Raw genomic sequence first — 24,712 nt, 5'->3', positions numbered from 1 at the left:
CCGGGGGGAGAGGGAGGGGCCCATGCGAAGCATGGGAAGGTGAGGGGTTAGGGCGGTCGAGGGCGAAACCCCTCATCCTCCCACGCCCTGCGGGCGCGGGCCCCTCCTTCTCCCTCTGGGAGAAGGGTTTCAAACGTCATCCCCGAACAGCCCGCCCTGAGCGCCCTGTGACGCGCCAGGCGGGGTGGCGGGCGGGGTCAGGCCCAGGTGCAGATAGGCCTTGCCGCAGGCCATGCGGCCGCGCGGCGTGCGCTGGATGAAGCCCTGCTGCATCAGGTAGGGCTCGATCACGTCCTCGACCGCGTCGCGAGCCTCGGCGATGGCGTAGGCGATGGTCTCCACGCCCACCGGCCCGCCGCCATAGTGCTCGATCATGGCCCGCAGATAGCGGCGGTCCAGGCTGTCCAGGCCGCTCTCGTCGACCTCGAGACGCGCCAGCGCCATGGCCGCGGCCTTGCGGTCGATGATCTCGGCCCCGTCGGCGGTGGCGAAGTCGCGCACCCGGCGCAGCAGGCGGCCGGCGACGCGCGGCGTGCCGCGGGCCCGCTTGGCGATCTCGTCGGCGCCGTCGTCCGAAAGCGGCGCGCCCATCTTGCGCGCGCCGTGCAGCAGCACGTGGCGCAGCTCGCGCGGCGTATAGAACTCCAGCCGCACCGGGATACCGAAGCGATCCCGCAGCGGCGTCGCCAGCATCCCCGCCCGCGTGGTCGCGGCGACCAGCGTGAACGGCGCCAGGTCGATGCGGATCGAGCGGGCTGACGGCCCCTCCCCGATCACCAGGTCGAGCACGTGGTCCTCCATCGCCGGATAGAGGATCTCCTCGACGTTGGACGACAGCCGGTGGATCTCGTCGATGAACAGGACGTCGTTGGGCTCGAGATTGGTCAGGATGGCCGCCAGGTCGCCGGGCTTGTTCAGCACCGGCCCGGAGGTGGCGCGGAAGTTCACGCCCAGTTCGCGGGCGACGATCTGGGCCAGGGTGGTCTTGCCCAGGCCCGGCGGGCCAAACAGCAGCACGTGGTCGAGCGACTCGCCCCGCCCTTTCGCCGCCTCGATGAAGATCCGCAGGTTGGCCTTGGCCTGCTCCTGGCCGACGAACTCGGCCAGGGTCTGGGGTCGCAGGGCGCGGTCGGTGGATGGAACCTGGTCGCCCATCTGGGCTTCGCCGGAGATGATGCGGGTCATGACGGCAATCTCTCCCTTCCCCCTTGATGGGGGAAGGGCCGGGGATGGGGGTGACTAGGGCGGTTCGGCTGGCGATGACGAAGACGGCCAACGCCGAACCAGCCCCATCCCAACCCTTCCCCCATCAAGGGGGAAGGGCTTTTAAGCGCCCTCATCGCCCCAGCTCCTGCAGACCGGCCTTGATCAGCGCCTGCACGCTGGCCTCGTCGCCCAGCTTCGCCGCGGCGGCCTCAACGACGCGGCGGGCGTTCACCTCGGCCACGCCCAGGCCCATCAGGGCGGCGACGGCGTCGCCGGTGGCGGCTGGCTTGGCGGGAGCGGACGGCGCCGAAGCGGCCGAGGGCGCGGCGGTCATCACCGGCCCGTCGGTGATCGGCTTGCCCTTCAGCTCGGTGACGATGCGCAAGGCGAGCTTGGGCCCCACGCCGTTGGCGCGGCCGACGGCGGCCTTGTCCTCGCGCGCCACCGCCGAGGCCAGCTCGGCCGGCGACAGCACGTCGAGCACGGCCATGGCGGCCTTGGGCCCCACGCCCTGGATCGCCTGCAGCAGCACGAAGGCGCGGCGGTCGTCGCGGGTGGAGAAACCATAGAGCCGCAGGCCCTGGTTCTCGCTCCACTGGCTCTCGACATGGACGAGGGTCTCCTCGCCCAGGGCCGGCAGGCGCTGAAGGGTGCGCTGGCCGCAGCGGACGATGTAGCCGACGCCCATGACGTCGATCAGGGCCTCTTCCTCGCCGACCTCGGCGACGGCCCCTCTCAGGCGCCCAATCATGCGACTCTCCTCGCCGTGCGGACGTGGGCGTGGGCGATGGCGACGGCAAGCGCGTCGGCGGCGTCGGCGGTGGGCGAGCCGGCGGTCGGCAGCAGGCGGGCGATCATGAAGGCGACCTGGGCCTTGTCGGCCGCGCCGGTGCCCACCACCGCCTTCTTGACCACGGGCGCGGAATATTCGGCGACGATCAGGCCGGCGCGGGCCGGAGCGATCATCGAGGCGGCGCGGGCGTGGCCCAGCTTCAGCGTCGACTGGGCGTTGGTGTTGACGAAGGTCTCCTCAACCGCCGCCTCGTCGGGCGCGTGCTGTTCGATCACCGCGCAGACGCCCTCGAACAGGGTCAGCAGGCGATCGGAGAAGGCGGCCTTCTCGTCGGGCGCGATGACGCCATGGGCGATATGGGTGATGCGCGAGCCGGCCACGCCGATCACGCCCCAGCCGGTGCGGCGGAGGCCCGGATCGAGGCCGAGGATGCGCAGGGGACGATTCGCGTTCATCATGTGTTCTCGCAGTCTCGCCCTTTCCTGTCGCCAGGAAAAGCCGCGTCATGCTTAAGCACGAGTTAACGCGGGGCCTTGGTTTTCAAGCATGTGGCTTGCGCAGCGAGGCGAAGCCCGCTCCTGTTCCGGCCACGTTTCGCGACACTTGAAGGTCGGACCATGCGCCTGAAGGCCCTTTTCGCCACCACCGCGGCCCTCGCCGCCCTTCCCGTTCTGGCCCATGCCCAGCCGACGCCCGGCCCGCAGGTCACGCCGCGCGCCGACCAGACGGCCTTCCGCGCGCTCTACAAGGAGCTGGTCGAGATCGACACCACGCTGTCGAAGGGCAGCTGCACCGCCGCCGCCGAGGCGATGGGCGCGCGCCTGAAGGCGGCCGGCTATCCGGAAGGCGACGTCAAGGTCGTGGTCGATCCGAAGTATCCGCGCGAGGGCAGCCTGGTGGCCGTGCTGCGCGGAAACGACGCCAAGTCCAAGCCCATGCTGCTCTTGGCCCACATCGACGTGGTCGAGGCCAAGCGCGAGGACTGGACGCGCGACCCGTTCAAGCTGGTCGAGGAGAACGGCTACTTCTACGGACGCGGCACCTCGGACGACAAGGCCCAGGCCGCCATCTGGGCCGACACCCTGGTCCGCCTCAAGCAGAGCGGCTTCAAGCCCAAGCGCGACATCAAGATGGCGCTGACCTGCGGCGAGGAGAGCGAGGGCTACAACGGCATCGAGGACCTGGTGAAGAACCACCGCCCCCTCGTGGACGCCGAATTCGCCCTGAACGAAGGCGCCGACGGCCTGCTGGACGAGACCGGCAAGGAGATCGTGCTCGAGGTCCAGGCCGGCGAGAAGGTCTATCAGGACTTCACCCTGACGGCGACGAACCCTGGCGGCCACTCCAGCCGCCCCGTGGCCGACAACGCCATCTACCACCTGACCGCCGCCGTCGGCCGCATCGGCGCCTACCAGTTCCCGACCCGCTTCATCGACGCCACGCGCGGCTACTTCACCCAGATGCAGGCCCGTGTGCCGGCCGAGCAGGCCGCGGCCATGAAGGCCCTGGTCGCCAATGTCGAAGATCCCGAGGCCCTGAAGGTGCTGACCAGGGACGCCGGCTGGAACTCGATCCTGCGCACCACCTGCGTGGCCACCATGGTCAACGCCGGCCACGCGCCCAACGCCCTGCCCCAGCGCGCCAGCGCCAACATCAACTGCCGCATCCTGCCCGGCACGCCGGTCGAGGAGGTGAAGGCCAAGCTGACCGAGCTGGTCGCTGATCCGGCCGTCATCGTCACCCTGGCCCACGAGGCCAAGCCGGTCTCGCCGCCTCCGGCCCTGACGCCCGCGATCATGGGTCCGATCCAAAAGAACGCCGCCAAGCAGTGGCCCGGCGTACCGATCGTGCCGATCCTGCTGACCGGCGCCACCGACGGCGTGCACACCAACGCCGCCGGCATCCCGACCTATGGCGTCAGCGGCCTGTTCGGCAATGCGGACGGCGACGGCGTGCACGGCCTCAACGAGCGCATGCGCGTCAAATCGCTCTATGACGGGCGGGATTTCCTGTACGCGCTGGTCAAGGACTACGCGGGCGGGAAGTAAGCAGTGCGTGGTCCTCGCCCTTCGACTGGCTCAGGGTGAGGACCACTCTTGAGGCCGAGGCAGCAGTGAAACCTCATCCTGAGCTTGTCGAAGGACGAGGTTTCCGCCCCCCCTTACGCCCCCGCCATCTCCACCCAGCCGAACAGGGCCTTGAGGATCAGGGCCCGCACGGCCGGCGCATCCACCGACACGCAGACCTCGGCGTTGGGCTCGCCGTCGACGCGCTCGATGCGGCCCTGGCGCTCGCCGTCCAGCACCACGCGCAGGCGGGCCGGTTCGAAGGCGAAGGCCTCGGGCGCCACCAGGCTGGCGGCGGCGACGGCGTCGTGAGGATGGCAGCCTTCGGCGCCCCAGGCCTTCTGGTGGAAGCTGATGTAGGGGGCGGCCGCGCGGCTCAGCCGCGCCGACAGCGGGCTGCCGCAGCAGCGCGCGCCGCTGTCGAGGTCGGCGGCGGTGATGGTCACCAGGCTGGTGACGTCCAGCGGCACGAGGCGCGGCTTGACACCCGCCTCGAGGATCCGGGCCAGGGCCTCGGGATCGCTCCAGCTGTTGAAGTCGGCCCCGCCGGCGGCCTTGCCCTGCACGGAGAAGGCGCCGGCCATGATCGTCGGCGACCAGCCGCGGAAGGCGGCCGGATCGTCCAGCAGGCCCAGCGCCAGGTTGGTCAGCGGCCCCAGGAACAGGCCCTTCACCCGCCGCCGCGCCAGGAAGGCCAGCAGGCTGACCCCGTGGCCGCGATCCAGCTCGGGCAGCTTCCAGCGCTGGGAAAAGCCCGCGCCGTTCAAGCCGTCGGGACCGTGGGCTGGCCGCATCCGCTCGACCCGACGGCGGGCCAGGCCCGCGCCGGCGCCGATATAGACCTCGGCCGCGCAACCGGCGAGGCGCAGCACGCCGCGGGCGTTGGCGGCGGCCTGGTCGACATAGGTGTTGCCGAACACGGCCGAGACCGAGCCCACCTCGACGGCCTCCCTCGCCCGCGCCAGCAGGGCCAGGGCCAGGGCGTCGTCCACGCCGCAGTCGGTGTCGATGTGCAGACGAAGCGCCATGACGTCGATCATAGCCGATCAGCGGGCGCGCCCGGAAGCCGTCGGCGACCGCCGTTCAGTCCTTTCTGGGCAGGATGTCGAACTCGACCACCCGCTGGTCTTCCTCCAGGCGCCGTGCCAGCTCGCCCAGCCGCAGGGTTCCCTTGCCCGAGAACGAGCCGGCCAGCTCGAACAGCGTTCCGCCGCCGATCAGGCGCTGGTTGATGCGCCCGCCCTCCAGCTCGAAGGTCGCCAGCAGGCCGCGCAACTCGGCTTCGTCGACCAGGGCCTCGCGCCGGAAGCGCACGGCGATCTCGGCGTAGTTCTTCTGCGGCATGTGGCGGTCGAGCCAGCGGGCGGCGCTGAGCACCACGACGCTGAGCACCGTGCCGGCGATCGCCAGGTCATAAAGCGCCATGCCGAACAGCATGCCCAGCGCGGCGGTGATCCATAGCGACGCGGCCGTCGTCAGGCCGTGCACCGACACGCCCTGCTGGAAGATGACGCCGCCGCACAGGAAGCCGACGCCGGTCAGCACCCCGTGGGCCATGCGGACGGGGTCGATGCGCACCGTCTCCAGCGGCGTGTCGCCCATCCACTTCAGCTGGTGCACGGCCGCCAGCATCAGCAGGGCCGAGGCCAGCGAGACCAGCATGTGGGTGCGCAGGCCCGCCGGCCGCGAGCGGTACTCGCGCTCGAACCCGACCACCGCCCCGGCCATCAGGGCGCCCAGCACGGGCAGCACGTATTGCAGCGAGACGCCGTCCATGGCGGTGAAACGGCCAAGCGGGGCAAGAGGCTCCCGTCGTCGCGATGGGAGACCTACCCCAGCCCGTTGACCATCTTGCGAAGGCGGCGGGCGACGTCCTCGGGGCGGTCGGCGATCTGGAGGAACAGGGCCTGGACCTCGGCCTCCTCCAGGCCGGCGGCGCGCAGGGTGCGCCAGGCGCCCAGCAGAGCGGCCATGGCCACTTCATGGCGGTCGGGAACGACGACGGCGGCGGACATGGGGCTGGCCTCTTCAAGAACCGGAGACGCCACAATGTTCATTTTTTGTTCTCGCTGGCAAGCCCCGGCGCCGAGGGTTCGGCGCCGGGGCTGCGAGGCCTTAGCGGCAGACGGTGCGTTCGTAGACAGAGCCGCTGTAGCGGTCGTAGTCGCGCGTGGTCCAGCAGTCGCTGCGGTGACGGCGCGGACCGTAGTCGTAGCCGTAGTAGCGCGGCGGCGGAGCTCGATAGCCGTAGTCGTAGCCATAGGCCGGACGGCCGTAGTAGCGACGGTCGTAGTAGCGGTCGCCGCGACGGTCGTTGTTCAGCGACGAGCCGATGGCCAGGCCCACGATGCCGCCGACGATGGCGGCGGCGGCGGCGTCGTTGCCGCGGTCACGGTGGCGGTGGCGGCGCCAGTCGTCGGCCGAGGCCTGGGTGCTGGCGGCGATCATGGTCAGGGCGGCGAGGCCGGCGGCGACGCCCCCGAAGGTCTTGAGCGGTTTGAAAGCCATGGCGGCCTCCCTGGAAAAGCTTGCCTCAAGCCTGCGCGTCCGCGCCTGAACCCCGTGTGAACGGGCCTGTCAGGTGGAAAGCCGCGCCAAGGCGCCTTTTTTGTTCACCTTTCTGGGCGATGCTTTTTCTCGAACGTGGCCAGAAGGCCATCGACGCGACGAAGGCGGACGAAAGCGATGTCGAGCAACAACACGGCCTATACCCCCGGCGAAGCCCTGCAGGTTCTGTCGTTCGAGGTCGGCGCCCAGACCTACTGCGTGCCAGTCGGCACGGTGCGCGAGATCCGCGGCGTCACGCCCCCCACCCCGCTGCCCGACGCCCCGCCGCACGTGCGCGGCGTCATCAACCTGCGCGGCCAGGTGATGCCGGTCATCGACCTGTCGGCCCGCCTCGGCAAGGGTCCGGCCCAGGACGGTCCGCGCCAGGTGATCATCGTCGTCGAGAACGGCCGCGACGTGGCCGGCCTGCTGGTCGACGCCGTGTGCGACAGCTTCATCGTCGAAGCCAGCCAGATCAGCCCGCCGCCGTCGGTCGGCGACGAGGCCTCGGCCCTGGTCTCGGCCGTGGTCACCACCGAGGCGGCCATGGTCGTGCTGCTGACGGTCGACGCCATCCTGCCCGAGCGCCCGATCGCCATCGCCGCCTAAGGGCGACTTCAAACAAATGTTTCGATAGCCTCTTCCGCTCGCCCCTCCGCCGGGGCTAGGGTCTGCCGCACAACCATAAAGCGGGAGACGAGCGGATGAAGGCGGCGGTGCTGCGCGAGGTGGGCAAGCCCCTCGTCATCGAGAACGTGGCCATCGGCAAGCCGGGCCCGCGCGAGGTGCTGATCCGCACCAAGGCCGCCGGCGTCTGCCACTCCGATCTGCACTTCGTCGAAGGCTCCTACCCCCATCCGCTGCCCGCCGTGCTGGGCCACGAGAGCGCCGGTATCGTCGAGGCGGTCGGCGACGAGGTGCGGACGGTCAAGGTCGGCGACCACGTCATCACCTGCCTGTCGGTCTATTGCGGCCACTGCGAGGTCTGCCTCACCGGCCACATGAGCCTGTGCACCAGCTCGGAGACCAAGCGCCCGAAGGGCTCGGAGCCGCGCCTCTTCAAGGAAGACCTGAACGCCGCCGGCGGTCGCGGGCCTATGGCCCAGTTCCTGAACCTGTCGTCCTTCGCCGAGCTGATGCTGGTGCACGAGCATGCCTGCGTGGCCATCCGCAAGGACATGCCGTTCGACCGCGCCGCCCTGATCGGCTGCTCGGTGACCACCGGCATCGGAGCGGTGATCCATACGTCCAAGGTCCAGCCCGGCGAGACCGTGGCCGTCATCGGCTGCGGCGGGGTGGGCCTGGCCACGATCAACGGCGCGGCCATCGCCGGCGCCGGCCGCATCATCGCCATCGACCGCCAGCCCTCGAAGCTGGCCCTGGCCAGGACCTTTGGCGCGACGGACGTGATCGACGCCAATGACGGCGACGTGGTCAAGCAGGTGCAGGAACTGACCAGCGGCGGCGTGCACCACAGCTTCGAGGCCATCGGCCTGAAAGCCACCGCCGAGCAGTCGTTCAAGATGCTGCGCCGGGGCGGCACGGCCAACATCATCGGCATGATCCCGGTCGGCACGATGATCGAGCTGCACGGCCCCGACTTCCTCGGCGAGAAGAAGATCCAGGGCAGCTACATGGGCTCCAACCGCTTCCCGGTGGACATGCCGCGCTTCGTCGACTTCTACATGAACGGCAAGCTGAAGCTCGACGAACTGATCGCCCGCCGCATCAAGCTGGAGGACGTCAACGACGCCTTCGAGGAGCTCAAGCGCGGCGAGCTGGCGCGCTCGGTGATCGTGTTCGACTAAAATTCCCTCTCTCTGAGAGAGAGGGAGGGGCCCATGGCGGAGCCATGGGAGGGTGAGAGGTTACAGCCTCTCCGATTAGCGCGGTGATCGGGCTCGCAGTCCGAGGCGCATGTTCGAGACGTGTGGGCCAGAGGTTCGAGGTTTCCCGGCCAACGGTGAAACCTCTCACCCTCCCACCGCTTCGCGGCGGGTCCCTCCCTCTCTCAAAGAGAGAGGGTTTTACGCCTTACGCCGCCCCTTGCGCGTCACCAGCCAGATCCCACCGCAGACCAGCGCCAGGGCGGCGGCGTTCTTCCAGGCCAGCACCGGCTCGTGCAGGAACAGCGCCGACAGCAGCACCCCGAACACCGGGATCAGGAAGTTGAACACCGCCAGCATGCCCACCGGGTTGTGCTTGAGCAGCAGGCTCCACAGGGCGAAGGCGGCCGCCGACAGGCCGGCCATGTAGGCCAACAGGGCCAGCGAGCGAATGTCGAAGCCCTCCAGCCGGCCGCCGAAGGCGAAGCCGATCCCCAGCAGGGCCGCGCCGCCGATGGCCAGCTGCCAGCCGGTCATGACCATGGCGTCCATCTTCTGCGAGATGGTCTTGCCCCAGATGCCGGCGGCGGCCAGCACGAAGGCGGCGATGACCACGAAGCCCTCTCCCAGCAGGCTGAACTCGAAATCCAGCCCCTTGCCGCCGAGGTTCACCGCCAGAACGCCCAGGAAGCCGAGCAGGCAGCCCAGCGCCTTGCGCGGGGTCAGGCGGTCGTTGGCGTAGAGGAAGTGGGCCAGGATCACCCCGAAGAAAGCGCCGGTCGAGTTCATGATCGACGACTTCACGCCGGTGGCGTGGGCCAGGCCGATATAGAAGAAGACGTACTGCACCGTGGTCTGGACGATCCCCAGGGCCACGACCTTGGGCGCCTGGTCGCGCGGCGGGACCAGCGACTTGCCGGTCAGGGCCGCCAGCACCAGCAGGATCGCGCCGGCCGCCAGGAACCGCCAGCCGGCGAACAGCATCTGGGCGGCCGTGTCGGTCTTGGCCACGTGCAGCATGGCGTAGCCGGCCTTCACCGCGGGAAAGGCGCTGCCCCACAGCAGACAGCACAGCACCGCCATGCCGATGACGAAACGGCGGTCACGGTAGAGGTCGACGCGGGGCGAGGTCACGCTAGGCGAGGTCACGGGGGCGGGCCTTGTCGAAAAAAGCATCGCCGCCCCACGGCAAGCGGGACGGCGATCATGTCTGCGCCCCGCTTCTAGGCTTCTGGCCGCCGGGCTTCAACCGCAGGGCCGCCCTTGTGCGCGCTGTCACGAGATCGCCAGGCCCGCCATGCTACCGGCAGTGTCCCAGAAGGGGGAGATTCGCCTTGTCCGACATCGATCGCCGCGGCCTGCTGCTGGGCGGAGCCGCCGCCGGCGCCCTGCCCGCCTTCCTCGCCTCGACCCTGGCCCGCGCCGCCGCGATCGACGCCGACGACCGCACGGGCACGATCGCGGACGTGGAGCACGTGGTGATCCTGATGCAGGAGAACCGCAGCTTCGACCACTATTTCGGGGCCATGGCCGGGGTGCGCGGCTTTGGCGACCGCTTCCCCGTCCCGGTGCGCGACGCAGCCGGCCGCAAGGACGGCACGGCGTTCCTCCAGGCCTATGGCCAGCAAGGCGGCCCGGACGTCATCGCGCCCTTCGCGCTGAACAGCGGCCCGCTGGGCGACCTGATCCGCGTCGAGGGCACGCCGCATGGCTGGGCCGACGCCCAGGACGCCTGGGACGAAGGGCGCATGGACCGCTGGCCGGTCGCCAAGCGGCCCCACTCCATGGGCTACTACACCAAGGCCGACATCCCCTTCCAATACGCCCTGGCCCACGAATTCACCCTTTGCGACGCCTATCACTGCTCGACCCAGACCGGCACCAACACCAACCGCCTGTTCCTGTGGAGCGGAACCAACGACGGCGCGGGCCAGGCCGGCGGCCCGTCGATCTCGAACTCGCACGACGATTTTCCGGACAAGGGCGGCGCGGCCGAGTCCTACCGCTGGACCACCTATCCCGAACGGCTGCTGGAGGCCGGCGTCAGCTGGCGCATCTACCAGGACATGGCCGACAACTTCACCGACAACCCGCTGGCGGGTTTCGCGGCCTATCGCGCCGCCCATGCCGGCGCCCCCGGCTCGGACCAGCGGCTCAAGGACCTGGCCCTGTCGACCTGGCATCTCGACGGGCTGCGCCAGGACGTGCTGTCCGGACGCCTGCCGCAAGTCTCATGGATCATCGCCCCGGCCGCCGACTCCGAGCATCCGGGCCCGTCCAGCCCCGCCCAGGGCGCCTTCTATCTGGCCCGGGTGCTCGACGCCCTGACCTTGAACAGCAAGGTCTGGGCGAAAACGGCGCTGCTGGTGATGTTCGACGAGAACGACGGCTTCTTCGACCACGCGCCGCCGCCGGCCCCCCCCTCGCGCGACGCCGCCGGCAAGGACCTGGGCGGCTCGACCGTGGATACGACCGGCGAGTATCACCTCGTGCGCAATCCGACCGAGGCCAAGGCCGAGCGCGACGACCTGATGGGCCGCCCCTACGGCCTGGGCCCGCGCGTGCCGATGTACGTCATCTCGCCCTGGAGCCGCGGCGGCTGGGTCAACAGCGAGGTCTTCGACCACACCTCGGTGATCCGCTTCCTGGAAGCCCGCTTCGGCGTGGCCGAGCCCAACATCTCGCCCTGGCGGCGGTCGGTGTGCGGCGACCTGACCTCGTGCTTCAACTTCGCGACGCCGAACGCCGACCCGCCCGCCGCGATGCAGGACATGCAGACCCTGGCCAGGGCGGCGCGCTTCGCCGCCCGCAAGAAGCAGACGACGACCCCGCCGACGCCGACGACGGTTCGGGCGCCCTTCCAGGAAACGGGCATGCGCAAGTCGCGCGCGCTGCCCTACCGGCTGGAGGTGTACGCCAGGATCGGCGACGAGGCGGCGAGCCTGACCCTGAACAATCCCGGCGCAGCCGGGGCCGTGCTGCACGTCTATGACCGCCTGCGCCTGGACCAGGCGCCGCGCCGCTACACCCTGGGCGCTGGGGGGCGTCTTGAGGACGCCTGGCCGGCCGGCGCCTACGACCTGTGGCTGCTGGGCCCCAACAGCTTCCACCGACACTATGCGGGCGAGCCATCCGACGGGCTGGAATGGCTGATCGTCCCCAACCTCAACGGCAAGACGGTGGCGATGACCCTCTACAACACCAGTTCGCAGGCGCGCACGGTGATCGTCGAGCCGGCCGGCTTCCTGCGGCCCAAGCCTTGGACGGTGACGCTGGCGGCGGGCGAGACGCAGGGCCGCGAATGGCAGACGGGCGTCGACTGGTACGACCTGTCGGCCCGCTGCGAAGAGGTCCCGTCCTGGCGCCGCCGCGCTGCCGGACGCGCGGAATCGGGCCGCCACTCGCACAGCGATCCGTTGATGGGCGAACTGGCTAGGCTGTCTCGCTAGCGCAGCCGGCTGGTGTTGGGCGACTTCAGCTCGGCGAGGGCCAGGCGCGGGGTGTCCTGGCTGGTCCCGTTGGAGGCCTGGGCGTAGTTGGCGTCTTCGCGGCCGGCCTGGGCCAGCAGGGTGTCGACGCGGGCCTTCTTGGCCTTGAAGGCCGCCAGCTCGCCGCCCGACAGCACGGTGCCCTGCGGCACCTTGGCGCCGATCGGGTTGACGCGCTGGCCGTTCAGCCAGACTTCATAGTGCAGGTGCGGGCCGGTCGACATGCCGGTCGAGCCGACATAGGCCACGACCTGGCCCTGCGAGACGCGCATGCCCGGGCGAATGCCTTTGGCGTAGCGCGAGATGTGGGCGTAGCCGGTGTCCCAGTTGCCGGCGTGGCGGATGCGCAGCCAGTTGCCGTAGCCGGCCCAGCGCTTGGCCTCCAGCACCACGCCGTCGCCGGCGGCGAGGATCGGCGTGCCGGTGCCGGCGCCGAAGTCGACGCCCTTGTGGCCGCGCGCATAGCCCAGGATCGGGTGGCGGCGCATGCCGAAGGTCGAGGTGATGCGAGCCCCGTCGACCGGGGTGCGCAGCAGGAAGCCTTTGATGTTCTTGCCGCTCTCGTCGAAGAACTGGGTCTTGCCGTCGCGCTCGAAGGCGTAGAAGCGCTGGCCCTTGACCTCGGCGTACTCCAGGTCGCCGGCCTCGATGGTGCGGCCGCTCTCGGTGACCTTGCGGTCGAACACCAGGCAGAACTGGTCGCCGTCCTTGATGTCGCGCGAGAAGTCGATCTTGTGCGAGAACAGCTTCGCCGCCTGGCTGATCACGGCCGGGCTGCCGCCGACGGCCGCCACGCTCTCGTAGAACGACCCGTTCATGGCCCCGCACGAGACCTTGGTCTCGTCGCGGACCTGTTCTTCGATCTCGCGCAGCTTCAGCGCGCCGTCGAAGGTGCGCGACACGGTCACGGTCGAGGACGGGCTGGTGCGCATCGACAGGCCGACCAGCCGGGCCGGGCCGCGGTCGTTGTCGCGGCGGCGCGCGATGGCGGCCTCGAAGGCCATGCCGGCCTTGATGTTGACCGTGTCCATGGCGCTTTGCAGCGTGCTGACCACCTGGCTGGCCTCGTCGGCGCCGACGCCCGAACGCTGCACGGCGCCCTGCAGGGTCTCGCCGGGGCGAACCTTGACGGAAACGGTTTCGGGACGATCGAAGCCAGGCTGGGCCTCGGCCTGGGCGAAGGCGACGTGCTGCAGGGCCACCATGGCGGCCGCGTCCAGCGGCGCATGGGCGGCCACGACGGTCGACGGGGCGTCGCCCGCCGTCAGCTTCCAGCCCAGGGCCAGGGCGGCCAGGCCGGCGACGGCGGTGAAGAGCCGCGGCGCGAGACGCCACGTCGGGCGTCGCGGATCAAATTCCTGCATCGGTCCCCCGTTCGGTAGCGATGCCGTTTTCGTACAGAAACAGCACGGCCGGGAAGCCCCCCAGCAATCGTCGGGCCGGAACATGACGGCGCAGGGGCCGCCGATCAAGGACTATCCGGTGCTTTGGACGTTTTGTCACGGATATGGTTAACCCGTTGTCCTGGCTCGGAAAACGCGAGCAGACAAAGAAAAACGCCCGCTGCGAGCAGCGGGCGTCTTCTGTCGAATTTCGGGTTTCGCGCTGGCGAAAAATCAGGCGGCGCTGACCTGCTCGTTCGGGTCGCGCAGCACGTAGCCGCGGCCCCAGACGGTTTCGATGTGGTGCTTGCCCTGGGCCGAGGCCGCCAGCTTCTTGCGCAGCTTGCAGATGAAGACGTCGATGATCTTCAGTTCCGGCTCGTCCATGCCGCCGTACAGGTGGTTGAGGAACATCTCCTTGGTCAGGGTCGTGCCCTTGCGCAGGGAGAGCAGCTCCAGCATCTGGTATTCCTTGCCGGTCAGGTGAACGCGGTTGCCGTTCACTTCCACCGTCTTGGCGTCCAGGTTGACGATGATGTCGCCGGTCTTGATGACCGACTGGGCGTGACCCTTCGAACGACGGACCACCGCATGGATGCGGGCGATCATCTCGTCCTTGTGGAAGGGCTTGGTCATGTAGTCGTCGGCGCCGCCGGCGAAGGTCTTCACCTTCGTGTCGATTTCGGCCGTGCCCGACAGGATCATGATCGGCGTGTTGACCTTGGCCACGCGCAGGGTGCGCAGCACGTCGATGCCGCTCATGTCGGGAAGGTTCAGGTCGAGCAGGATCAGGTCGTAGTCATAGATCTTGCCCAGGTCGACGCCTTCTTCGCCCAGGTCGGTCGTGTAGACGTTGAAGCCTTCCGACTTCAGCATCAGCTCGATCGTCTGCGCGGTGGCGCTGTCATCCTCGATCAACAGTACCCGCATGAAACCCTCCCCGCCCTGAGGCGGCGCTTATTCGACAGCTAGGCGGACAACCGCCGGTGAAACCCGTCCACCAGTCTGGCGGACAGTTAATTTAAGACTGGTTAATGGTGAACGCGTCGTCTGGCGAAATGGTTAATATGATTTGCGAATCGGGTGCAAGCGCCCAGAAAACCGTTGCGCACATTGGCCGCAGGCGGTTTTCAAGCTGCGCCTTGGCATGGTGAAAAGCCAGCAAACCCAAGGGTTAACAGGGGATCGGACGCCGTTACCGCGTTAAGAAGCCTCAAGGCTCCGTTCGTCTTTAGGGCGAGATTGCGGCGTTCTGTCGCGAGAATTTCCCACCCATTTTTTCGCCTTCCGCGTGCGGGCCGCGTGCGGTCGAAAGCTGGACAGGCGCTTTCCCGCGTCACCCGGTCGCGGCCGATTCCCCATCGGTCAGCCAGCCGGCCGCCCGCAGGCGCGCCACCGAGGCCCGCGAGATGGGCGCGGCCTCGCCATCGAGCAACCGCAGACGCAGGTTGCGGCCGTCGCGCTCGACCCCGACGACGGCCCGCCGCGCCACCCACCACGAGCGGTGGACCTGCAAACCGTCCAGGCCCGACAGTCCCGCCATCACCCGCGCCAGCGGCCCGGCCTCCAGGCGCGAGCCGCTTTCGGTGCGGACCCGGACATAGTGATCCTCCATCTTCAGATAGAGGACGCTGGAGGGCGCCAGGGCCGGCTCGGCCGGCGCCCCAGGGATCACCGGGACCACCCGCGCCGCCTGCAGCCGCGCGCGCAGCCAGGTGAAGCCCGCGGCGATCGGCGCCGAGATCGCCAGGCATTGCCCGTACCAGTCCAGCGGCGACAAGCGCTTGAGGAACGGCCACAGGGTCGAGGCCAGCGGCGCCACGATCGCCGTCTGCAGGCCGCAGCCAACCAGGATGGCCGCCCCGACCATGGCCCAGGCCGGAACCTTCAGCCGCTCGGCGGCGGCGATCGCCAGGCGGATCAGCAGGCCGAAGATCACCACCCCGGCCCAGAAGCAGCCCGTCCAATAGAACGCGCGCACGAGGACGGGACCGTTGAAGTAGCTGCCGAACGGCCCGACCACGCCCAGGAACACCCCCACCGCCGTGGCGACGGAAAGGTCGATCGCCCATTCGCGGGCGGTTCCCAGGACGGGCGTTCTGGCGGTCATGGCCGATCTATAGCGCCGTTCGCCGCTTGGCGAACCCATTCGCCCGTTCGCGCATGGGGCGTGGCGGCGCAAGGGCCGGGGCCGCATCGAGGGGGCCTCGCCAACCGGAGCCCTCCATGCGTTCCCCTCGCCTTCTCGCCCTGCTCGCCACCCTCGCCTTCGCGGGCGTCGCTCACGCTGACCCCCATGTCGGCTTCATGCGCCTGTCCACGCCCGATCCCAGCGGCGCGCCGATCGAGGTCGGGGTCTGGTACCCCACCGACACGCCCGAGACCGGCCCGGCCGGCGGCATGGAAAGCCTGCCCGTAGCGACCGGCGCGCCGGTGTCCGGCGATCATCTGCCGCTGGTGGTCATGTCGCACGGCAACGGCGGCTGGTTCGGCGGCCACTACGACACCGCCGCCGCCCTGGTGAGGAGGGGCTTCGTGGTCGCGGCCCTGACCCACACCGGCGACAACTACCGCGACCAGAGCCGGGCGCTGGAGATGACCGATCGGCCTCGCCAGCTTTCCGTGCTGATCGGCTACATGCTGAACGCCTCGCCGATGCACGCGCGGATCGATCCGGCCAAGGTCGGCGCCTTCGGCTTTTCGTCGGGCGGCTTCACGGTGCTGGCGGCGGCCGGCGGCGAGCCGAACCTGGCCGCGACCTTCCCCGCCCACTGCCTGAAGCATCCGGGGAACTACGACTGCCGCCTCAGCGCCGGCAAGCCGCTGCCGGCCGGCGTCCTGGCCCCGACCTGGACCCACGATGCGCGGATCAAGGCCGTGGTCTCGGCCGCGCCGGCGCTGGGCTTCTCGTTCGGCCGCGAGGGCCTGAAGGGCGTCACCCAGCCGCTGCAACTGTGGAAGGCCGGCGACGACGAGATCCTGCCGGATCCCGACTATGCCGAAGCGGTTCACCGCGCCCTGCCCCGCGCCCACGACTACAGGGTCGTGCCAGGGGCGCGACATTTCGACTTCCTGGCGCCGTGCGGTCCGCAGGCGGCAAGGCAACTGCCTGGCCCCTTGTGCGCAAGCGCTCCGGGCTTCGACCGGGCCGCTTTCCACGCCGATTTCAACAGGCAGGTTGCGACATTCTTCGCCACCCATCTGGGCGTCGGCGAACGCTGAATTTCATGCCCGATTAACCATGATGGCCGAGTCTGCGCGGGTCGCTTCCAGGAGCCGTCTTGCGCAGTCTCATCGCCGCCGTCGAACGTCTTGACCCGCTGACCGTCTTCGGACGCGTGGCGGCCGTCAACGGCCTCCTGATCGAGGCTCGCGGCGGCCTGACGCGCCTGGCGGTCGGGGCCCGGGTCGAGATCGAGCGCATCGGCGCCCCGGTGCTGCCGGCCGAGGTCGTCGGCTTCCGCGAGACCCGCGCCCTGCTCATGCCCTTCGGCCCGGTCGAGGGCGTGGCCCCCGGCGCCGAGATTCGCATCATGCCCGAAGGCGCCACCGTGCGTCCGACCAAGGCGTGGCTTGGCCGCATCATCAACGCCTTCGGCGAGCCGATCGATGGCCTGGGCCCGCTGCCGCAGGGCGAGGTTCCCTATCCGTTGAAGACCCCGCCGCCGCCGGCCCACGCCCGCGGCCGGGTTGGCGAGCGCCTGGACCTGGGCGTGCGGTCGATGAACGTCTTCACCACCACCTGCCGCGGCCAGCGCCTGGGCATCTTCGCCGGTTCGGGCGTCGGCAAGTCGGTGCTGCTGTCGATGCTGGCCAAGGAAGCCACCTGCGACGCCGTCGTCGTCGGCCTGATCGGCGAACGCGGCCGCGAGGTGCGCGAGTTCATCGAGGAGACCCTGGGCGAGGAAGGCCTGCGCCGCGCCATCGTCGTGGTCGCCACCTCGGACGAGCCGGCCCTGACCCGTCGCCAGGCCGCCTACATGACCCTGGCCATCGCCGAGTTCCTGCGCGACCAGGACCAGGAGGTCCTCTGCCTGATGGACTCGGTGACCCGCTTCGCCATGGCCCAGCGCGAGATCGGCCTGGCCGCCGGCGAGCCGCCGACCACCAAGGGCTATACGCCCACCGTCTTCACCGAGCTGCCCAAGCTGCTCGAGCGCGCCGGCCCCGGGCCCATCCGCGCCGACGGCACCACCGCCGCCCCGATCACCGCCCTGTTCACGGTCCTCGTCGACGGCGACGACCACAACGAGCCGATCGCCGACGCCGCGCGCGGTATCCTGGACGGCCACATCGTCATGGAGCGCTCGATCGCCGAGCGCGGCCGCTTCCCGGCCATCAACGTGCTCAAATCGATCAGCCGGACCATGCCGGGCTGCCAGATGCCGCACGAGCGCGACATCGTCAAATCCGCCCGCCAGGTGCTGTCGGCCTATTCCAACATGGAAGAGCTGATCCGCATCGGCGCCTATCGCGCCGGCGCCGATCCCACCGTCGACCGGGCCATCCAGCTCAATCCGGCGGTCGAGGCCTTTCTCAGCCAGAACCCCGACGAAGCCACGAGTCTTGACGATTCGTTCAACTTCCTCGGCCAGATTCTCCAAAGCGCCGCCTGAAGCGCCCGTACCGAGTAAGCCAGCATGACCAAGTGGGCCGCCTCCCTGATCCGCATCTCGAACCACGAGGTCGAGACGCTGCAGAAGCGCCTCGCCGAGGTGGTCGACCGCCGCGAAACCGCGCAGATGAAGCTGGCCACGATGGAGGCCGAAGCCGAGATCGAGATCCGCAACGCCGAGGGCGACGTTTCGGCCGGCTGGTACATGATCGGCTACCGCAAGGGCCTGGAAGTGCGCCGCGCCGAGACCCTGCTGGAAATCGACCAGATCAGCATCGAGGAGATCGGCGCCCGCGACGCCCTGTCGATGGCCTTCGAGAACCTGAAGAAATACGAGCACGTCGCCGAGACCGCCAAGGTCGCCCTGGCCAAGAAGGTCGGCAAACTTGAAATGGCCGCGCTCGACGAACTTGGCCTGCGCCGCGCGGCGATGGGCGGTCGCTAGCAACGAACCTCCCCCTGTGGGGGAGGCGATCGCGCAGCGATCGGTGGGGGGCGTAGCTGCTAGATCGGCCACCACCTCGAAAGCTGAGAACTTCCCCCCACCGGCCTTCGGCCGCCTTCCCCAGAGGGGGAGGTTCCCTTCACCCTTCCCCAACCTCCCCGTGCTTTCCTCGCGACAGATCGCCGCGAGGGTTTCATGTCCGACGTCTCACGCCGCGCCGTGCTCGGCTCCAGCCTGGCTCTGGCCGCCTGCGGCCAGAAGGCGCAAAGCCAGCCCGTCCCAGCCAACCTAGCCCCGCTGAAGACGATCGCGCCGTTCCGGATCGGATCCTCGGTCCAGGCCCTGCATCTGGACGATCCGGTGCTGGCGGCCCTGCTGCGCCGGCAGGTCAATCAGCTGACGCCCGAGTGGCAGATGAAGATGGAATACATCGTCCAGCCGGACGGCTCTTTCCGCTTCGACGCCCCCGACAGGATCGCCGCCTTCGCCGCCGCCAATGGCATGGCCCTGCTGGGCCACGTGCTGGTCTGGTACGCCCAGGCGCCCGAGGCCTTCGAGCGACTGGACGAGAACCGGGTCAGCTTCGAGCAGGCCTATCGCAACTACATCCTGGCCGTGGCCGGGCGCTATCGCGGCAAGGTGGTCGGCTGGGACGTGGTTAACGAGGCGGTCGCGGAAGACGGCGACGGCTGGCGCACGAGCCTATGGTCCAGGCGCCTGGGCGACTTCGAGCACATCGCCCTGGCCTTCCGCACGGCGCGCGAGGCCGATCCCGGCGCGACCCTGCTGCTCAACGACTACAATCTCGAATACATGCCCCGGAAGCGGGCGACCTTCCTGAAGCTGGCCGAGCGCCTCCTGGCCTCCGGCGCGCCGCTGACGGGGATCGGGACCCAGATGCACGTCGCCGCCGACATCCGCCCGGGCGAGATCGCCACCATGATGAAGGACCTGGCGAGCCTTGGCCTGCCGATCCACCTGTCGGAACTCGACGTGTCGCTGGTGCGCTCGGACAACAAGCTGCTGGGCCGCGCCGAACTGGAGCGCCGCCAGGCCCGCACCTACGGCGAGGCGGCCGAGGCCTTCATGGCCCTGCCGCAACGTCAGCGTTTCGCCTTCACCCTGTGGGGCCTGCGCGACAAGGATTCGTGGCTGAAGAAGGAGAACGCGTCGGACGCTCCCGCGCCGTTCGACGACGCCGGCCGGCCCAAGGCGGGCGCGGCGGCGCTGGTCGAGGCGTTCAGGCGGGGCTAGGCCCCCGGGCCGCGGACGCTGGTGGCCACCGCGTGATCGGCGTCGTTGGCCTGGCGCAGGGCGCGCAGGTCTTCGCTGATGCGGAAGACGGCGACGTAGAACTCGCAGAAGGCGCGCCACAGCAGCACCATGCCCGCGGCGACCAGCAGGCCGGCGATCAGCACGGGGAAGGCCAGCAGCAGCGAGGCGACGCCGCGTTCCTTCAGCGCCAGGCCAACGGCCGCGCCGACGACGGAAAAGGCGAACAGCGCCACGACGCCCAGGCCCGCCCAGTAGATCAGGTGGATGACCGGCCCGGTCACCAGTCGGTCGAAGGTCAACAGATCCCAGAACAACGCGCCGGAACCACGCGCCTTGGATTTCCTGGCCGGAGCCATCCGACACACCTCATGTCAGCGGACTGGCGGAGACCGCCGAAGTTTACGCTGCATCGCTAGCAGCGTGAGGCCCGCTCGGCAATGCCGGGCGGGCCTCGTGCGTGTTCGGAAGAAGGGACGCTGTTACTTGGGAGCCGCCGCGCCGGCCAGGGCCGCGTCGATCTGGGCCTTGGTGGCCGTGGTGCTCACGCTGCCGTCGGCGCCCGTGCTGAGGCTGGCCTTGGGCAGGGCGAACTTCTTGTCGCCGCTGCTGACCACGACGTTGGCCGAGCCATCGGCGCCGGTCGAGGTCCCGCTGACGGTGCCGACCACGGCGCCGGCCGGGTCCTTGATCTCGGCGCCGACGGCGACGTCGGCCGAGACGTTGGCGGACGACGGCGTGCCCGCCGAACTGGCGGCCGCGGCGCTGCTGTCAGCCGGCGGAGTGGTCGAGGTGGTGTCGGCCGGCGGTTGCGTGCTGGTGGCCGGCGGTTGCGCGGCGGCCGGATCGGCCGGCGGCTGGGTGGCGTCTTGAGCGTAAGCGGCGCCGGCCATCGAAAGGGTCGCGGCGGCGGCGAGGTAAGCAAACTTGGTCTTCATAATGCGCTCCGTCGGAGGGCCCCTGCCCGATCACCCAACGCAGCCCGGTTTGTAACGGTTCCGAAACAGCGCGTGATCGCGCGCCTCACGGCGTCGTGGCGACAAGCTTGGGCGCTTCCTGCACCGGGCCTTCGTCGTCCTTCAGGCTGGCGGCCTTCATGGCCGACTTCAGCGTGTAGATCGACGGATCCTTGCTGGTCGAGAAAGCCAGCTCGGCGGTCAGGGCCGGGTTCTCGGCCTCGTTGGCGAAGCCGCCTTCGCGCACGCCGTTGAAGGCGACCGCGTAGCTCTTGCCCGGCTTGGTGCTGCACAGCAGGACGAAGGTCTTGCCGTCGTTCAGCAGGCGCGGCGCGCGGACGCATTCGGGCTTTTCGCCGCCGGCCCCGGCCGCGTAGTTCCAGGCGCCAGGCAGCATCTTCTGGTCGAAACTGACCTTCAGCACCAGGATTCCCGGGGCAACGGCCTGTCCGGCCGCGGGCCAGGTGGCGGTCACCTTCGGCGGCTGGGTCGGCGGCATCACCGTGACCGGCGAGACGGGGGTCGGCTCCGGCCGCGACTGCTGGGCAAGCGCGCCGCCCGCGACAGCAAGGGCGGCCAGGAGAGGAAGGGCGAGGACGGCGATGCGCATGGCCAGACAATGGCGATCAAGCGCGGCCTTCTCAAGGCGCCGTTCGGCGAAGCGGACCGGCCTTTCGTTACAAGGTTTTCATTCAGGTCATGTTCACGCCGCGCGATACTAGCTTGGCCGCATCAACCGGCCTCGACGCCGGCCTTTCGGGAGACCTTCGCCATGCGCACCGCCATTGCCTTGATCGCCGCGACGAGCGCCCTCGCCGCCACGGCGGCCCCCGCCCTCGCCCAAGGCCCCGGCCGCGGCGACCGCTATGAGGAACGCCCCCGCGGCTCCTACGAGCAGAGCTGCCGCAACATCAATGTCCGCCGCGGCGAGATCACCGCCGAATGTCGCGACCGTCGCGGCCGCTGGCAGTGGTCGAGCGCCAGCGCCGATTGCCGCGAGATGGAGAACCAGGACGGCCGCCTGGTCTGCATCCGGGGCGGCGGACGCCCCGGCGGTCCGGGCGGTTCGGGCGGCCCCGGCTGGGGCGGCGGCCGCGGCGCCGACGCGGTGATCTTCGAGCACGCCGGCTATGGCGGCCGCGCCTACGAGGTGCGCGGCGACATGCCCGACTTCACGCAGATCGGCTTCAACGACAAGGCCTCGTCGATCCAGATCCGTCGGGGCGAATGGGAGCTGTGCGACGACATCTACTACCGCGGCCGCTGCTGGCGGGTGTCGGCCGACATGGGCCTGTTCCCGCGCGACATGAACGACCGCGTCAGCTCGATCCGCCGGATCCGCTGATCGGCCCTCAATATTGCCCGCCCTAATTTGGTCGAGAACTCGACCTTGAAGCGGCGCGCGGGGCGGCTAAGCTCCGCGCGCCTTTTCATTCGGGGAACGCCCATGCGCAAGATCATCGTCCTCGCCGCCGCCGCGGCCGCCCTGCTGGTCTCAGCCTGCAACACCATCGAAGGCGTGGGCCGCGACGTCTCGGCCGCCGGCCGCGCGGTCGCCGACACCGCCCGCGACGCCAAGTAGGACGCGACCCGGAACGGCGCGCCTCCGTCGGGAACGGGCGCGCCGCCTCCCCCATGCTGGCCGGCGCATACTGGTCGCCCAATACTGGCCGCAATGCTGCGCCAGAAACGCCCTCATCGCGGCAAGTAAGTCGCATGACGCCGTTCTGTATCGAAAGCTTAACCGGAAGCCGCCCGGCATTAACCTTGCCGGCAAATTCATTCGCGCGCGATGATCGCAGAGGATGAATTCTTTCAGTCATCGCCCAATTGCGGGCTGAATATCCGCTTCCAAAGCGCACATGCGACCGAAAGCGCCATTTGCGCCGGGCGTCGCCGGAGCCATATGGACGCCATGACCGACCGACCCGTACCCAGCGTCCTGACCGGCATGAAGAGAGGCGTCCGCCATCGCTGCCCCAACTGCGGCGAGGGCAAGCTGTATTCGCGCTACCTGAAGGTCGAGTTCGACTGCGAGGCCTGCGGCCATCACCTGGCCGCCTACCCCGCCGACGACGGTCCCGCCTACTTCACGATCCTGATCGTCGGCCACCTGTTCGTGGCCCCGCTGCTGCTGTTCCCGTTCATCTGGCAGGCCTCGCCGTGGCTGGTCGCGCCGCTGACCATCCTGCCGCTGGCGGCCCTGACCCTGATGCTGCTGCCGCGCGTCAAGGGCGCGGTGATCGGGGCCCTGTGGGCCAACGGCCTGCGCAAGGCCGAGGACGCTCCGGGCGGCTGACCGGACAAGCGACGGCGGAACCGTCGCCGCACAGGCCGCATTCCCTCCCCGAAGTCCAGGCGCGCCGAACGCGGTTCGCCGGCACATATGGGAGACCCGAATGCTCGGCACGATCCTCATCATCATCCTGATCCTGGCGCTGATCGGCGCCCTGCCCACCTGGGGCCACAGCCGCTCGTGGGGCTACTTCCCCAGCGGCGGTCTCGGCCTCGTCCTGGTGATCATCATCATCCTGGTCCTCATCGGCAGGATCTGACGCCCCTCTTGGAGCGCGGCGGCGAACGCGCATAAGGTTCTTCCAACGGCCCATGGCCGACCAGGGGAGCCCGCATGACCGACGCCGCCGCGCCGCCGCCCGCCGCCGTGACCCTGACCCCGGCGCAACGGGCCCGGGCGATCCTCGGCGGCTCGGCCGGCAACCTGGTCGAATGGTACGACTGGTTCGCCTACGCCGCCTTCACCCTCTATTTCGCCCCGCACTTCTTCCCCAAGGGCGACCAGACCGTGCAGCTGCTGCAGGCCGCGGCGGTGTTCTTCCTGGGGTTCGTGGCCCGCCCGGTGGGCGCCTGGCTGATGGGCCACTACGCCGACCGTTCGGGACGCCGCGCGGCGCTGAGCGTCTCGGTGTCGCTGATGTGCGCCGGCGCCCTGATCATCGCCCTGACCCCCGACTACAAGACCATCGGCCTGTTCGCCCCCGCCGTGCTGCTGATCGCCCGCGTGCTGCAAGGCCTGTCGGTGGGCGGCGAGTACGGCGCCAGCGCCACCTACATGAGCGAGATGGCCGGCAAGAGCCGCCGCGGCTTCTGGTCCAGCTTCCACTACGTGACCCTGATCGCCGGCCAGCTGATCGCGCTCGCCGTGCTGATCATCCTGCAACGCCTGCTGCACAAGGACGACCTGGCCGCCTGGGGCTGGCGCATTCCGTTCGTCATCGGCGCCCTGCTGGCCGTGGTGGTGTTCTGGATCCGCCGGGGCCTGGACGAGAGCGCCTCGTTCAAGGCCGCCGACAAGCCGGCCGAGGGCATCGGCAAGTCGCAGCGCAACCTCGCCAGCCTGTTCTTCGTGCTGACCTTGGCGGCCGGCGGCTGGGTGCTGGCGCGGCCCGGCCTCCTGCCCCAGGTGCTGGCCGGCGCCTTCCTGGTGGCCTTCTTCGCCACGCTCATCTCGCCGCTGCTGCGCCGTCACCCGCGCGAGACCCTGATGATCATGGGCCTGACCGCCGGCGGCTCGCTGACCTTCTATGTCTACACCACCTACATGCAGAAGTTCCTGGTCAACACGGCCGGGTTCGACAAGGCCGCCGCCTCCGAGATCAGCGCGATCAGCATGATCGTCTTCATGCTGATGCAGCCGCTCGCCGGCTGGCTGTCGGACAAGGTGGGCCGCAAGCCGCTGCTGATCACCGCCTATGCCGGCGGGGCGCTGACCATCTGGCCGATCATGAGCGGCATCGCCGCCACCGACTCCATCGGCGTGGCCCTGGCCCTGATCATCGTCGGCATGACCTTCCAGTCGGGCTACACCTCGATCAGCGCCGTGGTGAAGGCCGAGCTGTTCCCGGCCCACGTGCGCGCCCTGGGCGTGGCCCTGCCCTACGCGGTCGCCAACGTGCTGTTCGGCGGCACCGCCGAGATGGTCGGCCTGGCCTTCAAGCACGGCGGGATCGAGAGCGGCTTCTACCTCTATGTCGCCGCGATCATGACGGTGGGCCTGGTCGTCTCGGTCCTGCTGCGTGACACCGCCAGACACAGCCTGATCGCCGAGGATTGACCGGCGCGCCCCGCCGGATATCCCCTGTCGTCGACTCTTGTTCC

General features: G+C 69.5%; 26 protein-coding genes and 2 pseudogenes. 14 read left to right on the top strand and 14 right to left on the bottom strand.

All coding sequences use genetic code 11. From position 1 onward, the window contains the following. Nucleotides 1-129: 129 nt before the first annotated feature. The 3 genes from ruvB to ruvC all read right to left on the bottom strand — a co-directional run bounded on the left by ruvB (nt 130) and on the right by ruvC (nt 2,469). Nucleotides 130-1,185: a Holliday junction branch migration DNA helicase RuvB gene (ruvB, locus tag DDF62_RS18595; protein WP_116490474.1), complete on the bottom strand. Its 1,056-nt coding sequence runs from the start codon at nt 1,183-1,185 to the stop codon at nt 130-132. A 151-nt stretch (nt 1,186-1,336) separates the two neighbouring features. After that, on the bottom strand, nt 1,337-1,957 hold the full coding sequence (gene ruvA, locus DDF62_RS18585) for a Holliday junction branch migration protein RuvA (RefSeq protein WP_116490473.1): 621 nt from the start codon (nt 1,955-1,957) through the stop codon (nt 1,337-1,339). Continuing rightward, nucleotides 1,954-2,469, bottom strand: coding sequence for a crossover junction endodeoxyribonuclease RuvC (ruvC, locus tag DDF62_RS18580; protein ID WP_208866901.1), 516 nt, complete (start codon nt 2,467-2,469; stop codon nt 1,954-1,956). Before ruvC ends, ruvA begins: the two co-directional genes overlap by 4 nt. A gap of 147 nt (nt 2,470-2,616) precedes the next feature. Between ruvC and DDF62_RS18575 the strand changes: the two genes are divergently transcribed. Next, on the top strand, nt 2,617-4,047 hold the full coding sequence (locus DDF62_RS18575; protein WP_425267064.1) for a M20/M25/M40 family metallo-hydrolase: 1,431 nt from the start codon (nt 2,617-2,619) through the stop codon (nt 4,045-4,047). An 11-nt stretch (nt 4,048-4,058) separates the two neighbouring features. Next, nucleotides 4,059-4,146 (top strand): annotated as a pseudogene (locus DDF62_RS26750) (hypothetical protein); the annotation flags it as partial. A gap of 14 nt (nt 4,147-4,160) precedes the next feature. Here DDF62_RS26750 and DDF62_RS18570 read toward each other — a convergent pair. From DDF62_RS18570 to DDF62_RS18555, 4 genes and pseudogenes are all read right to left on the bottom strand, one after another. After that, nucleotides 4,161-5,093, bottom strand: a complete 933-nt coding sequence (locus DDF62_RS18570) for a nucleoside hydrolase (protein ID WP_116490669.1) — start codon at nt 5,091-5,093, stop codon at nt 4,161-4,163. Nucleotides 5,094-5,148: 55 nt separating this feature from the next. Further along, nucleotides 5,149-5,841, bottom strand: coding sequence for an MgtC/SapB family protein (locus tag DDF62_RS18565; RefSeq protein WP_116490471.1), 693 nt, complete (start codon nt 5,839-5,841; stop codon nt 5,149-5,151). Nucleotides 5,842-5,894: 53 nt separating this feature from the next. After that, nucleotides 5,895-6,041, bottom strand: a pseudogene (locus tag DDF62_RS18560) (hypothetical protein); the annotation flags it as partial. A 139-nt stretch (nt 6,042-6,180) separates the two neighbouring features. Next, a complete protein-coding gene (locus tag DDF62_RS18555; protein ID WP_116490469.1) occupies nt 6,181-6,573 on the bottom strand; it encodes a hypothetical protein in 393 nt (130 codons plus the stop codon). A 177-nt stretch (nt 6,574-6,750) separates the two neighbouring features. Here DDF62_RS18555 and DDF62_RS18550 point away from each other — a divergent pair, with 177 nt between their 5' ends. Together DDF62_RS18550 and DDF62_RS18545 are read left to right on the top strand one after the other, a co-directional pair. After that, nucleotides 6,751-7,221, top strand: coding sequence for a chemotaxis protein CheW (locus DDF62_RS18550; RefSeq protein WP_116490468.1), 471 nt, complete (start codon nt 6,751-6,753; stop codon nt 7,219-7,221). Nucleotides 7,222-7,316: 95 nt separating this feature from the next. Further along, a complete protein-coding gene (locus DDF62_RS18545) occupies nt 7,317-8,420 on the top strand; it encodes a Zn-dependent alcohol dehydrogenase (protein ID WP_116490467.1) in 1,104 nt (367 codons plus the stop codon). 219 nt (nt 8,421-8,639) lie between these two features. On the opposite strand, the gene DDF62_RS18540 is transcribed toward DDF62_RS18545, so the two are convergent. Continuing rightward, complete coding sequence (locus DDF62_RS18540) at nt 8,640-9,521, bottom strand: DMT family transporter (protein ID WP_244286875.1); 882 nt, start codon at nt 9,519-9,521, stop codon at nt 8,640-8,642. Between the two features lie 251 nt (nt 9,522-9,772). Between DDF62_RS18540 and DDF62_RS18535 the strand changes: the two genes are divergently transcribed. After that, nucleotides 9,773-11,887 (top strand): phosphocholine-specific phospholipase C, encoded by a 2,115-nt coding sequence (locus DDF62_RS18535; protein ID WP_116490465.1) that lies wholly within the window; start codon nt 9,773-9,775, stop codon nt 11,885-11,887. Here the strand turns inward: DDF62_RS18535 and DDF62_RS18530 are convergent. The 3 genes from DDF62_RS18530 to DDF62_RS18520 all read right to left on the bottom strand — a co-directional run bounded on the left by DDF62_RS18530 (nt 11,884) and on the right by DDF62_RS18520 (nt 15,418). Then, the gene (locus DDF62_RS18530) at nt 11,884-13,290 is read right to left on the bottom strand and encodes a M23 family metallopeptidase (RefSeq protein ID WP_116490464.1); all 1,407 of its coding nucleotides are present in this window, start codon (nt 13,288-13,290) and stop codon (nt 11,884-11,886) included. The genes DDF62_RS18535 and DDF62_RS18530 overlap by 4 nt on opposite strands. A 252-nt stretch (nt 13,291-13,542) precedes the next feature. Then, complete coding sequence (gene ctrA, locus DDF62_RS18525) at nt 13,543-14,238, bottom strand: response regulator transcription factor CtrA (protein ID WP_058347205.1); 696 nt, start codon at nt 14,236-14,238, stop codon at nt 13,543-13,545. Between the two features lie 406 nt (nt 14,239-14,644). Beyond that, nucleotides 14,645-15,418, bottom strand: a complete 774-nt coding sequence (locus DDF62_RS18520; RefSeq protein WP_116490463.1) for a LytTR family DNA-binding domain-containing protein — start codon at nt 15,416-15,418, stop codon at nt 14,645-14,647. 116 nt (nt 15,419-15,534) lie between these two features. On the opposite strand from DDF62_RS18520, the gene DDF62_RS18515 reads away from it, so the two are divergent. The 4 genes from DDF62_RS18515 to DDF62_RS18500 all read left to right on the top strand — a co-directional run bounded on the left by DDF62_RS18515 (nt 15,535) and on the right by DDF62_RS18500 (nt 19,622). Further along, on the top strand, nt 15,535-16,530 hold the full coding sequence (locus DDF62_RS18515; protein ID WP_244286866.1) for an alpha/beta hydrolase family protein: 996 nt from the start codon (nt 15,535-15,537) through the stop codon (nt 16,528-16,530). A 59-nt stretch (nt 16,531-16,589) separates the two neighbouring features. Beyond that, nucleotides 16,590-17,924 (top strand): flagellar protein export ATPase FliI, encoded by a 1,335-nt coding sequence (gene fliI, locus DDF62_RS18510; protein ID WP_116490461.1) that lies wholly within the window; start codon nt 16,590-16,592, stop codon nt 17,922-17,924. 24 nt (nt 17,925-17,948) lie between these two features. Then, entirely contained in the window at nt 17,949-18,368 is a 420-nt protein-coding gene (locus tag DDF62_RS18505) for a flagellar export protein FliJ (protein WP_116490460.1), read from the top strand. 195 nt (nt 18,369-18,563) lie between these two features. After that, nucleotides 18,564-19,622 carry an endo-1,4-beta-xylanase gene (locus DDF62_RS18500; protein WP_116490459.1) on the top strand — a complete coding sequence of 353 codons (1,059 nt, stop codon included), beginning with the start codon at nt 18,564-18,566 and terminating at the stop codon, nt 19,620-19,622. Here DDF62_RS18500 and DDF62_RS18495 read toward each other — a convergent pair. The 3 genes from DDF62_RS18495 to DDF62_RS18485 form a co-directional block, all read right to left on the bottom strand. Next, complete coding sequence (locus DDF62_RS18495; protein WP_116490458.1) at nt 19,619-19,999, bottom strand: DUF4282 domain-containing protein; 381 nt, start codon at nt 19,997-19,999, stop codon at nt 19,619-19,621. The genes DDF62_RS18500 and DDF62_RS18495 overlap by 4 nt on opposite strands. Nucleotides 20,000-20,122: 123 nt before the next feature. Beyond that, complete coding sequence (locus tag DDF62_RS18490) at nt 20,123-20,578, bottom strand: hypothetical protein (RefSeq protein ID WP_116490457.1); 456 nt, start codon at nt 20,576-20,578, stop codon at nt 20,123-20,125. Nucleotides 20,579-20,663: 85 nt separating this feature from the next. Then, nucleotides 20,664-21,206: a hypothetical protein gene (locus DDF62_RS18485; RefSeq protein ID WP_116490456.1), complete on the bottom strand. Its 543-nt coding sequence runs from the start codon at nt 21,204-21,206 to the stop codon at nt 20,664-20,666. A gap of 162 nt (nt 21,207-21,368) precedes the next feature. Here DDF62_RS18485 and DDF62_RS18480 point away from each other — a divergent pair, with 162 nt between their 5' ends. The 5 genes from DDF62_RS18480 to DDF62_RS18460 all read left to right on the top strand — a co-directional run bounded on the left by DDF62_RS18480 (nt 21,369) and on the right by DDF62_RS18460 (nt 24,668). Then, on the top strand, nt 21,369-21,941 hold the full coding sequence (locus tag DDF62_RS18480) for a beta/gamma crystallin-related protein (protein WP_116490455.1): 573 nt from the start codon (nt 21,369-21,371) through the stop codon (nt 21,939-21,941). 102 nt (nt 21,942-22,043) lie between these two features. Next, the gene (locus DDF62_RS18475; RefSeq protein WP_101712307.1) at nt 22,044-22,178 is read left to right on the top strand and encodes an entericidin A/B family lipoprotein; all 135 of its coding nucleotides are present in this window, start codon (nt 22,044-22,046) and stop codon (nt 22,176-22,178) included. Nucleotides 22,179-22,502: 324 nt separating this feature from the next. Further along, nucleotides 22,503-22,895, top strand: a complete 393-nt coding sequence (locus tag DDF62_RS18470; RefSeq protein WP_109100849.1) for a DUF983 domain-containing protein — start codon at nt 22,503-22,505, stop codon at nt 22,893-22,895. A 100-nt stretch (nt 22,896-22,995) separates the two neighbouring features. After that, nucleotides 22,996-23,151, top strand: a complete 156-nt coding sequence (locus DDF62_RS18465; protein WP_058347217.1) for a DUF3309 family protein — start codon at nt 22,996-22,998, stop codon at nt 23,149-23,151. Between the two features lie 74 nt (nt 23,152-23,225). After that, nucleotides 23,226-24,668, top strand: coding sequence for an MFS transporter (locus tag DDF62_RS18460; RefSeq protein ID WP_116490454.1), 1,443 nt, complete (start codon nt 23,226-23,228; stop codon nt 24,666-24,668). The last annotated feature ends 44 nt before the right edge of the window (nt 24,669-24,712 follow it).

It is taken from the genome of Caulobacter radicis (genome assembly GCF_003094615.1).
Classification (GTDB): Bacteria; Pseudomonadota; Alphaproteobacteria; order Caulobacterales; family Caulobacteraceae; genus Caulobacter; species Caulobacter radicis.
This window is presented reverse-complemented; position numbering and strand designations above follow the sequence as displayed.

Bases quoted from the DNA above. Each gene is read 5' to 3' on its own strand.
- DDF62_RS18515 (WP_244286866.1), top strand. From the start codon at position 15,535: ATGCGTTCCCCTCGCCTTCTCGCCCTGCTCGCCACCCTCGCCTTCGCG.
- DDF62_RS18520 (WP_116490463.1), bottom strand. From the start codon at position 15,418: ATGACCGCCAGAACGCCCGTCCTGGGAACCGCCCGCGAATGGGCGATC.
- DDF62_RS18460 (WP_116490454.1), top strand. From the start codon at position 23,226: ATGACCGACGCCGCCGCGCCGCCGCCCGCCGCCGTGACCCTGACCCCG.
- DDF62_RS18505 (WP_116490460.1), top strand. From the start codon at position 17,949: ATGACCAAGTGGGCCGCCTCCCTGATCCGCATCTCGAACCACGAGGTC.
- ctrA (WP_058347205.1), bottom strand. From the start codon at position 14,238: ATGCGGGTACTGTTGATCGAGGATGACAGCGCCACCGCGCAGACGATC.
- DDF62_RS18565 (WP_116490471.1), bottom strand. From the start codon at position 5,841: ATGGACGGCGTCTCGCTGCAATACGTGCTGCCCGTGCTGGGCGCCCTG.
- DDF62_RS18540 (WP_244286875.1), bottom strand. From the start codon at position 9,521: ATGGCGGTGCTGTGCTGTCTGCTGTGGGGCAGCGCCTTTCCCGCGGTG.
- DDF62_RS18500 (WP_116490459.1), top strand. From the start codon at position 18,564: ATGTCCGACGTCTCACGCCGCGCCGTGCTCGGCTCCAGCCTGGCTCTG.
- DDF62_RS18545 (WP_116490467.1), top strand. From the start codon at position 7,317: ATGAAGGCGGCGGTGCTGCGCGAGGTGGGCAAGCCCCTCGTCATCGAG.
- DDF62_RS18550 (WP_116490468.1), top strand. From the start codon at position 6,751: ATGTCGAGCAACAACACGGCCTATACCCCCGGCGAAGCCCTGCAGGTT.
- ruvA (WP_116490473.1), bottom strand. From the start codon at position 1,957: ATGATTGGGCGCCTGAGAGGGGCCGTCGCCGAGGTCGGCGAGGAAGAG.
- DDF62_RS18485 (WP_116490456.1), bottom strand. From the start codon at position 21,206: ATGCGCATCGCCGTCCTCGCCCTTCCTCTCCTGGCCGCCCTTGCTGTC.
- ruvB (WP_116490474.1), bottom strand. From the start codon at position 1,185: ATGACCCGCATCATCTCCGGCGAAGCCCAGATGGGCGACCAGGTTCCA.
- DDF62_RS18490 (WP_116490457.1), bottom strand. From the start codon at position 20,578: ATGAAGACCAAGTTTGCTTACCTCGCCGCCGCCGCGACCCTTTCGATG.
- DDF62_RS18475 (WP_101712307.1), top strand. From the start codon at position 22,044: ATGCGCAAGATCATCGTCCTCGCCGCCGCCGCGGCCGCCCTGCTGGTC.
- DDF62_RS18555 (WP_116490469.1), bottom strand. From the start codon at position 6,573: ATGGCTTTCAAACCGCTCAAGACCTTCGGGGGCGTCGCCGCCGGCCTC.
- DDF62_RS18575 (WP_425267064.1), top strand. From the start codon at position 2,617: ATGCGCCTGAAGGCCCTTTTCGCCACCACCGCGGCCCTCGCCGCCCTT.
- DDF62_RS18465 (WP_058347217.1), top strand. From the start codon at position 22,996: ATGCTCGGCACGATCCTCATCATCATCCTGATCCTGGCGCTGATCGGC.
- DDF62_RS18570 (WP_116490669.1), bottom strand. From the start codon at position 5,093: ATGGCGCTTCGTCTGCACATCGACACCGACTGCGGCGTGGACGACGCC.
- DDF62_RS18480 (WP_116490455.1), top strand. From the start codon at position 21,369: ATGCGCACCGCCATTGCCTTGATCGCCGCGACGAGCGCCCTCGCCGCC.
- DDF62_RS18470 (WP_109100849.1), top strand. From the start codon at position 22,503: ATGGACGCCATGACCGACCGACCCGTACCCAGCGTCCTGACCGGCATG.
- DDF62_RS18495 (WP_116490458.1), bottom strand. From the start codon at position 19,999: ATGGCTCCGGCCAGGAAATCCAAGGCGCGTGGTTCCGGCGCGTTGTTC.
- DDF62_RS18530 (WP_116490464.1), bottom strand. From the start codon at position 13,290: ATGCAGGAATTTGATCCGCGACGCCCGACGTGGCGTCTCGCGCCGCGG.